This window comes from Pelomonas sp. KK5, from assembly GCF_001984095.1.
Taxonomy (GTDB): Bacteria; Pseudomonadota; Gammaproteobacteria; order Burkholderiales; family Burkholderiaceae_C; genus KK5.
Map to the genome: position 1 here is coordinate 1 of NZ_LYVQ01000292.1, position 6942 is coordinate 6942.

Genomic DNA, 6942 nt, shown 5'->3' on the forward strand with positions numbered 1-6942 from the left:
TGAAAGATAGAACTATAGCATGGGTTTTAGGGATTGGCGAGAACTTGATGCAAAAAGTTCAGGGAAGGCGCGGCGCGGCCATCGAGTTCGGTCGCCTAGCTTGAAGCGGCGCTGCGCCGCAGCGCCAGCCAGGCCCGCAGGCGCTGCCACCAGCCCGGCGGTGGCGTCGCTTCGTCTGCAAGTAACGCTGACGGCACTTGCGGCGGCTGCAGCCGCGCCTCGAAGCGCTCGAAGAACTCGCCGATGATCTTCTGCGCCGCCGCATCGACCACACGCGAACCGATCTGCGCCAGCTTGCCGCCGATCTGCACCTCGATCTCGTAGCTGAGCCGGCAGCGCGCCGCGTCGATGGCCTCCAGCCGCACCTGCGCCGTGCCCTTGCCGAAGCCCGCCACGCCGCCCTGCCCGTCGAAGACGACGCGATAGCTCTGCGGCGGCACCAGGTCCTGCAGGCTCAGTTGCGCCCTGAAGCGAGCACGCACCGGCCCCAGCGCCGCGGCAACCACCGCCTGCAGCTGGTCCGGCGCCCCGCGCACCAGCGATTCGCAGCCCGGGATGCAGGCCTGCAGCTCGGCCTCGTCGTTCAGCGCGGCCCAGGCCTGCTGCTGCGGGCAGGGCAGTTCACGGGTGTTCACGATGCGCATCGCTCAGCCCTCCTCTCGCAGCGACACGGGCACGGCCGCATCGGGATGCTTCGCGGCCAGCACCGCATGCCAGTCGCGCCACTCGCGGCCCGGATGCAGCTCGCCGCAGCCGGGGCAGCGGCGCTCGGCCTCGGCGCTCGCATAGAACTGCTGGTAGACCGGCGGCAGGTCGGCCACGATGCTCTGCAGCTGCAGCTCCAGCCGCCGCACGAGCGTGCCGCAGTGCGCGCAATGCCACTGAAAAGCATCGATGCTGCCCGGCGCACGGCGGCGCTCGATCACCGTGCACAGGCTGCCGGCCTCGGGCCGCTGCGGCGAATGCAGCACGTGCGGCGGCAGCAGGAAGATGTCGCCCTCGTGCAGGTCGATGCGCTCGTACTGCCCGCGGTCGCACAGCAGCAGGTGGGCGGTGCCCTTGACCTGGTGGAAGTATTCCTCGTGCGGATCGTCGTGGAAGTCGGTGCGCTGGTTGGGGCCGCCGACCACGGTGCAGACGAGATCGGCGTCCTGCCAGATCTGCTGGTTGCCGACCGGCGGCCGCAGCTCCGCCGCATGCTCGGCGATCCAGCGCGCGAAGTTGAACGGGCGCCCGTATTTGAGGTTCATCAGTGCTCTCCTTTGACTAAGATGCGGCGCCCATGCATGACGCCGAAGACGAATTCCTTGCCGCTGCCGCCCTGCCCCTGCCGAATCGCGCCGCGGCACGGCCGGCCAACGTCTCGCTGAAGCAGCTGCGCGGCTTCGCGGCGGTGGCCGTCGAGGGCAGCTTCACCCGCGCGGCGGGGCAGCTGTTCCTGAGCCAGTCGGCGCTGTCCGCGCTGATCCGCACGCTGGAGGCGGAGCTGGGCCTGAAGCTGTTCGACCGCACGACGCGCCGCCTCGAGCTGACCGAGGCCGCCCGCGAGCTGCTGCCCGCCGTGCAGCGCCTGCTGGCCGACCTGGACCGCGTGGCCAGCGACATGCGCGATGTGGCCCTGCGCCGCCGCGGACGCGTGCGCCTGGGCACGACGCCGCTGCTGGCCGCCAGCCTGATCCCGGGCCTGATGCAGTCCTTCGCGGCGGCGTATCCGGACATCGAGCTGAGCCTGCTCGACGCCGGTGCCGACCAGCTGCTGGCCGCGCTGCGCGGCGGCGAGCTGGACCTGGTGCTGGCCACCTTCGACGCGCCCGAGCCCGACATCGAGGCCGAGCCCCTGCTGCGCGACCCGATGGTGGCCGTCTGCCGGCGCGATCACCCGCTCGCCTCGCGCAGCCCGCTGCGCTGGGCCGACCTGCGGGACCAGCCGCTGCTGCTGCTGCGCGAAGGCAGCGGCCTGCGCGCGCTGGTGGAGCGCTGCTTCGCGCCGATCGGCGGCTGCCCGAAGCCGGCCATGGAGCTGGGCCAGGTGACCACCGCGATGGCGATGGCCGCGGCCGGCATGGGCGTGGCGATCCTGCCGGCCTATGCGCTGCGGGTGTCGGCCATCGGCGGCCTGGCCGAGCTGGCGGGCCTGCCGCTGCAGGCGCCGGCCGCGGCCCGCGAGGTGTCGCTGGCGCAGCTGGCGCAGCGCTCGCTGTCGCCCGCCGCGCAGGCCATGCGCGAGCATCTCCGCGAGCACCTGCGCCAACAGCCCCTGGCTCCTCCTCCTCATCGCAAGCTCAAACGCTGAGCGCCGCGCGGCGCGCCAGGATGCTGCGCAGCACGCTGTAGGGCGTGATCAGCGAGGTCTTGGGGTTGTCGGGCGAGGCGGTGTTGTTCAGCGACAGCCTCATCTCGCCGGCCGTGCCGCTGGCCTCGATCTGGTGGACGTTGCCGCGCAGCGTCGGGTCCGCCACCAGCTCCACCATCGTCGCCTCCATGCCCAGCGTGCACAGCGCCAGCGTGGCCGCGACGTTGGCGTTCTTCGGGTAGTCCCGCGCCGCCTCGCGGGCGCTGCCGCGGAAGAACACCGTCGGCGAGTCGATCGCGGCCAGGTCCAGCAACTGCTCGGCCGGCGTGCCGCGCCAGGCCAGCGGCGGCTTGCTGGAACGCAGGCAGACGCGGTCCAGCCCCGCCAGGCGCGCGGCCTGCAGGTAGTCCAGCCCGGCCAGCGCGCCCGAGGGCAGCATCAGCTGCCGGCCCGAGGCCTGCGCCGCCTCGGCCAGCTCCGCATGCAGGGCCGCGTCCGACAGCACACCCACCGAGACCAGCAGCAGGTCGCGGCCCGCGCGCAGCACCGCCGCGCCATAGGCCTTCACCGCGCCATGGCCGGCCGCCTCGACGACCAGCTCCGGCCGCAGGTCCAGCAGCTCGTCCAGCGTGGTGACCACGGCCAGCTCGAGCCCGGCGCCCTCATCGGGGTGGTGGCACATCGCACCGACGAGCTGCACGCCCTCCCCGGCGCGCCGCAGCTCCTCGGCGATCACGCGGCCGATGGCACCCAGGCCGATCAGCGCCACGCGCAGCGGTTCCACTTGCTTGTTGCTCTTGCTCATCTCTACTCTCCGGAAATTGAAGCCACGGCCCGGCGGGCCATCACGGCTGCCAGATGCGCGCGGTAGTCGGCCGGGGCGTGGACGTCGCTGGACATCAGCGCCTCGTCCACGGCCAGGCCGCGCAATGAATCGGGTGACAGGCGACGGGCCAGCGCCTGCTCGAAGGCGGGCAGGCGCACCGCGCCCTGCGACGTGCCGGTCAAGGCCACGCGCACCGCGCCGTCGTCCAGCTCCGCCACCGCCACGCCCACCAGCGCAAAGCGCGAGGCCGCCTGCTCGAACTTGCGATAGACCATGCGGCGCGGCTTGCGGACACGGATGCCGCAGAGGATCTCGTCCGGCTCCAGCGCGGTGCCGAACAGGCCGGTCAGGAAGTCGTCGATCGGGATCTCGCGGCGGTCGGTGTGCAGCACCGCGCCCAGGGCCAGCAGCCCCGCCGGCCAGCAGGCGGCCGGGTCGGCATTGGCCATCGAGCCGCCGATCGTCCCCATGCCGCGCACCTGCTCGTCGGCGATGTGGCCCGCCAGCGCGGCCAGGCCGGGGATGGTGCTGCGCAACAGCGGGTCGCGGGCCAGCATCCCGTGGGTCTGCATCGCGCCGAGCCACAGTTCCCCGCCGCCCAGCGCGCGGCCCTCGCGCAACTCGGCGATGCCGCCGAGGTCGACCAGCCGCTCGGGCGCCATCAGGCCCAGCTTCATCGACGCAAGCAGGCTCTGGCCGCCGGCGATCAGCTTGCTGTCGCTGCCGTCGCGCAAGCAGCCCACGGCCTCGGCGACGCTGCGGGCGCGGCGGAAGTCGAAGTCACGCATCGGGCGCTCCCGCGGCCAGCCATTCGCAGATCGCCGCGACGATGCCTTCGTAGCCGGTGCAGCGGCAGATGTTGCCGGCGAGCGCCTCGCGCACCGCCTGCGGCTCGGCCGGCACGCCCTCGGCCCGCATCGCGGCGGCGCGCATCAGCATGCCGGGCGTGCAGTAGCCGCATTGCAGCGCGTGGTGGCGGGAGAAGGCGCGCTGCAGCGGATGCAGCGCGTGCTCGCCGGGCGCCAGCGCCTCGATCGTGCGAACCTGGGCACCGTCGAGCTGGACCGTCAGCACGTTGCAGGCCTTCGTCGCCCGCCCGTCCACATGGACCGTGCAGGCGCCGCACTGCGCCGTGTCGCAGCCGACGTTCGTGCCGGTGAGCCCGAGCCCGTCGCGCAGCAGCTCGACCAGCAGCGTGGCCGGTCTGAGTGATGCGGTCTCGACGGCGCGGCCGTTGACGCTGATCGCCATCGCGTCGGCCCTCAACCCAGCTTCAGGCCGCTCAGCGCGAACTGTTCGCGCACCAGCGCCTTCTCGGCCTCGGTCAGCTGCAGCAGCGGCCGCCGCACCGGTCCGCCGGCCTGGCCCAGCAGCTCCAGCCAGTACTTGCTGTGCGCCTGCGGCTTGCCCTTGGGCTTGCTGGCCCTGAAGGCCTGGCGCGCGGGCTCGAGGCTGTCGCGCACGCGGCGTGCTTCCTCGAAGCGGCCGGCGAAGGCCAGGCGCGTGTAGTCGTTGATGCGCGTGTCGGCGGCGGTCTGCAGCAGCAGCGGCGGCGTCGAGCACAGGTACAGGCGCCAGCCCAGTTCCTCGATGTTGTCCAGCCATTCCTCTTCGCTGGCGGTGCTGACCTGGATGCGATCGCCGACCAGTCGGGACAGTTCCACATACATCTCGCGCGGCACGCTGTACTTGATCGCCACGATATTGGGCAGCTCGGCGATGCGGGCGCAGAGCTGCGGGCTCATCAGGTAGCCGCAGTCCGGGTGGTTCCACATCGCGATGCCGATGTCGAGCTGCTCGCTGAGGTGGCGGTAGTACTCGTAGATGGTCTCGTCGGTGTCGGCGCCGAAATGCAGCACCGGGCTGTGCACGACGATCCAGTCCGCGCCGACGGCCTGCGCATGGCGGCCGAGTTCGAGCACCGTGTCGAGGTTGGTGTCCGAGCAGGACATCACCGTGCGCGAGCCGTTCGCCCGCGCCACCTCGGCGGCGATCTCGAAGTTGCGCTTGCGCTCGGCCAGCGACATCGAGAAGAACTCGCCCTGCTTGCCGCAGACGAACAGGCCGCCCAGCGAGAGCGTCTTCGTCCAGTGCGTGAGATTGGCGCGGAAGGCGGCCTCGTCGGCGCCGCCGTCGGCCTTGAAGGGCGTCAGCGTGGCGGCCCAGACGCCGGTGAAATGCGCCTTGGCGTAGGCCTGGGCGTCTTGCTTGGTGTAGTTCATGTGCATGGTGGAGGGAGGGAAGGATTCAGCGGGCGGCGTCCTGCATCGCACGCCACAGGCGCGCCGGCGTCAGCGGGAAATCGAGCTCGCGCACGCCCAGCGGCGCCAGCGCGTCGTGGGCGGCGTTCAGCAGCGCGGCCGGCAGGCCGATGCAGCCGGCCTCGCCGACGCCCTTGGCACCCAGCTCGTTGGCAGCGCTGCGCACGGGCAGGCTCTCGATGGCGATCTGCACCGGCATGTCGCTGGCGCGGGGCAGCGCGTAGTCCATCAGCGAGCCGGTCACGAGCTGGCCGTTGTCGTCGTAGACCAGCTGCTCCATCAGCGCCTGGCCCAGGCCCTGCGCGAGGCCGCCGACCAGCTGGCCGTGGACCAGCTCCGGGTGCACGATCACGCCCGCGTCGTCCACCCAGACGATCTCGCCGATGCGCGGCTCGCCGGTGTCGCGGTCGATGCTCATCTCCAGCATCACGCAGCCGGAAGCCCAGGCCTCGTTGGCCGTCTCGTGGAACAGCTCGACACTGCAGGGCAAGACCTGGCCCTCGTGCAGCTTGCGCTGCAGCTGCCGCGCCGCAGCCAGGATCGCCGAGCCGCCGATCGCCGTGCTGCGGCTGGCCAGCGCGCCGATGCCGGCGGGGCAGCGCGCGGTATCGCCGTGGACCACGGTGATCCAGTCGTCCGGGCAGCCCAGCGCCTCGGCGGCGATGCGGGCATAGGCGGTCTCGCGGCCCTGGCCCTGCGCGGTAGCGCCGGTGGCCAGCTCGAAGCGGCCGTCGGCCAGCGCGCTCAGGCGCACGCTCTCGCCGCCCTGGCCGCAGGGCTCGACATAGAGCGCGATGCCGAGGCCGGTCAGCGGGGCCTGCTGCCGGCGGCGGGCGCGGTAGTCGAACAGCACGGCCGCCCGCTCCAGCAGCGCGCGCGGATCGCAGCGGTCCAGCCAGGCGCCGCTGGCCAGCGTGCGCGGCAGTTCGGCGCCGGTCCAGGCGGTGGCCAGGCGCAGGTCCAGCGGATCGAGGCCGCGCGAGCGCGCCGCCTCGTCGACCAGCCGCTCCATCAGGATGCAGGCCTCGGGCCGGCCGGCGCCCCGGTAGATGCCGACCGGCGCCGCGTGGCTCAGGCGGCCCTCGGCCTTCACCTGCAGCGCGCCGACGCGATACGGCCCGGGCAGGATGCGGCAGGTGTTGCGCAGCGGCGCCGCGGCGCTGAAGGGCAGCCAATGGCCAAGTGCGAACTGCAGGCCGGCATCGAGCGCTGCGATGCCGCCTTGATCGTCCAACCACAGCCGGCCCTGCAGGCGCGAGGCACGGCCGTGGGTGCCGGAGAGCAGATCCTCGCCGCGCGTGGCCAGCCAGCGCAGCGGCCGCCCCTGCAGGTCGGGCCGGCGGGCGGCCAGCGCCAGCATCAGGTCCTCGATGAAGACCGAGGCCTTGCCGCCGAAGGCGCCGCCGACGTCGGTGGCCACCACATGCACCTGCTCCGGCATCAGCTCCAGCGCCGCGGCGATGTCCTCGCGGGCGCGGCTGGGCGTCTGCGTGGACAGCCAGGCGCGCATCAGCCGCCGCTCGCCGTGCCACTGGAACAAGGCCGCACGCGGCTCCAGCGGC

At 72.6% G+C, this 6942-nt stretch carries 8 protein-coding genes; 1 reads left to right on the forward strand and 7 read right to left on the reverse strand.

Annotated elements, in window-relative coordinates:
- Positions 1-95 precede the first annotated feature (95 nt).
- Together B0W88_RS28350 and B0W88_RS28355 are read right to left on the reverse strand one after the other, a co-directional pair.
- Positions 96-644, reverse strand: a complete 549-nt coding sequence (locus tag B0W88_RS28350) for a CoxG family protein (protein ID WP_077037905.1) — start codon at positions 642-644, stop codon at positions 96-98.
- 3 nt (positions 645-647) lie between these two features.
- Entirely contained in the window at positions 648-1250 is a 603-nt protein-coding gene (locus tag B0W88_RS28355) for a 3-hydroxyanthranilate 3,4-dioxygenase (RefSeq protein ID WP_077037906.1), read from the reverse strand.
- 32 nt (positions 1251-1282) lie between these two features.
- Here B0W88_RS28355 and B0W88_RS28360 point away from each other — a divergent pair, with 32 nt between their 5' ends.
- Positions 1283-2293, forward strand: a complete 1011-nt coding sequence (locus B0W88_RS28360; RefSeq protein WP_083749132.1) for a LysR family transcriptional regulator — start codon at positions 1283-1285, stop codon at positions 2291-2293.
- Here B0W88_RS28360 and B0W88_RS28365 read toward each other — a convergent pair.
- From B0W88_RS28365 to B0W88_RS28385, 5 genes are all read right to left on the reverse strand, one after another.
- Positions 2283-3098, reverse strand: coding sequence for an aspartate dehydrogenase (locus B0W88_RS28365; protein WP_077037907.1), 816 nt, complete (start codon positions 3096-3098; stop codon positions 2283-2285). The two genes, B0W88_RS28360 and B0W88_RS28365, sit on opposite strands and share 11 nt — an antisense overlap.
- Positions 3099-3100: 2 nt before the next feature.
- Entirely contained in the window at positions 3101-3907 is an 807-nt protein-coding gene (locus B0W88_RS28370; RefSeq protein WP_077037908.1) for a xanthine dehydrogenase family protein subunit M, read from the reverse strand.
- The gene (locus B0W88_RS28375) at positions 3900-4370 is read right to left on the reverse strand and encodes a (2Fe-2S)-binding protein (protein ID WP_077037909.1); all 471 of its coding nucleotides are present in this window, start codon (positions 4368-4370) and stop codon (positions 3900-3902) included. Before B0W88_RS28375 ends, B0W88_RS28370 begins: the two co-directional genes overlap by 8 nt.
- 11 nt (positions 4371-4381) lie before the next feature.
- Positions 4382-5347, reverse strand: a complete 966-nt coding sequence (locus B0W88_RS28380) for a dihydrodipicolinate synthase family protein (protein ID WP_233151876.1) — start codon at positions 5345-5347, stop codon at positions 4382-4384.
- 19 nt (positions 5348-5366) lie between these two features.
- The coding region (locus tag B0W88_RS28385; protein WP_144007032.1) for a xanthine dehydrogenase family protein molybdopterin-binding subunit at positions 5367-6942 on the reverse strand (1576 nt) is incomplete at its 5' end.

Bases quoted from the DNA above. Each gene is read 5' to 3' on its own strand.
- B0W88_RS28350 (WP_077037905.1), bottom strand. From the start codon at position 644: ATGCGCATCGTGAACACCCGTGAACTGCCCTGCCCGCAGCAGCAGGCC.
- B0W88_RS28355 (WP_077037906.1), bottom strand. From the start codon at position 1,250: ATGAACCTCAAATACGGGCGCCCGTTCAACTTCGCGCGCTGGATCGCC.
- B0W88_RS28360 (WP_083749132.1), top strand. From the start codon at position 1,283: ATGCATGACGCCGAAGACGAATTCCTTGCCGCTGCCGCCCTGCCCCTG.
- B0W88_RS28365 (WP_077037907.1), bottom strand. From the start codon at position 3,098: ATGAGCAAGAGCAACAAGCAAGTGGAACCGCTGCGCGTGGCGCTGATC.
- B0W88_RS28370 (WP_077037908.1), bottom strand. From the start codon at position 3,907: ATGCGTGACTTCGACTTCCGCCGCGCCCGCAGCGTCGCCGAGGCCGTG.
- B0W88_RS28375 (WP_077037909.1), bottom strand. From the start codon at position 4,370: ATGGCGATCAGCGTCAACGGCCGCGCCGTCGAGACCGCATCACTCAGA.
- B0W88_RS28380 (WP_233151876.1), bottom strand. From the start codon at position 5,347: ATGCACATGAACTACACCAAGCAAGACGCCCAGGCCTACGCCAAGGCG.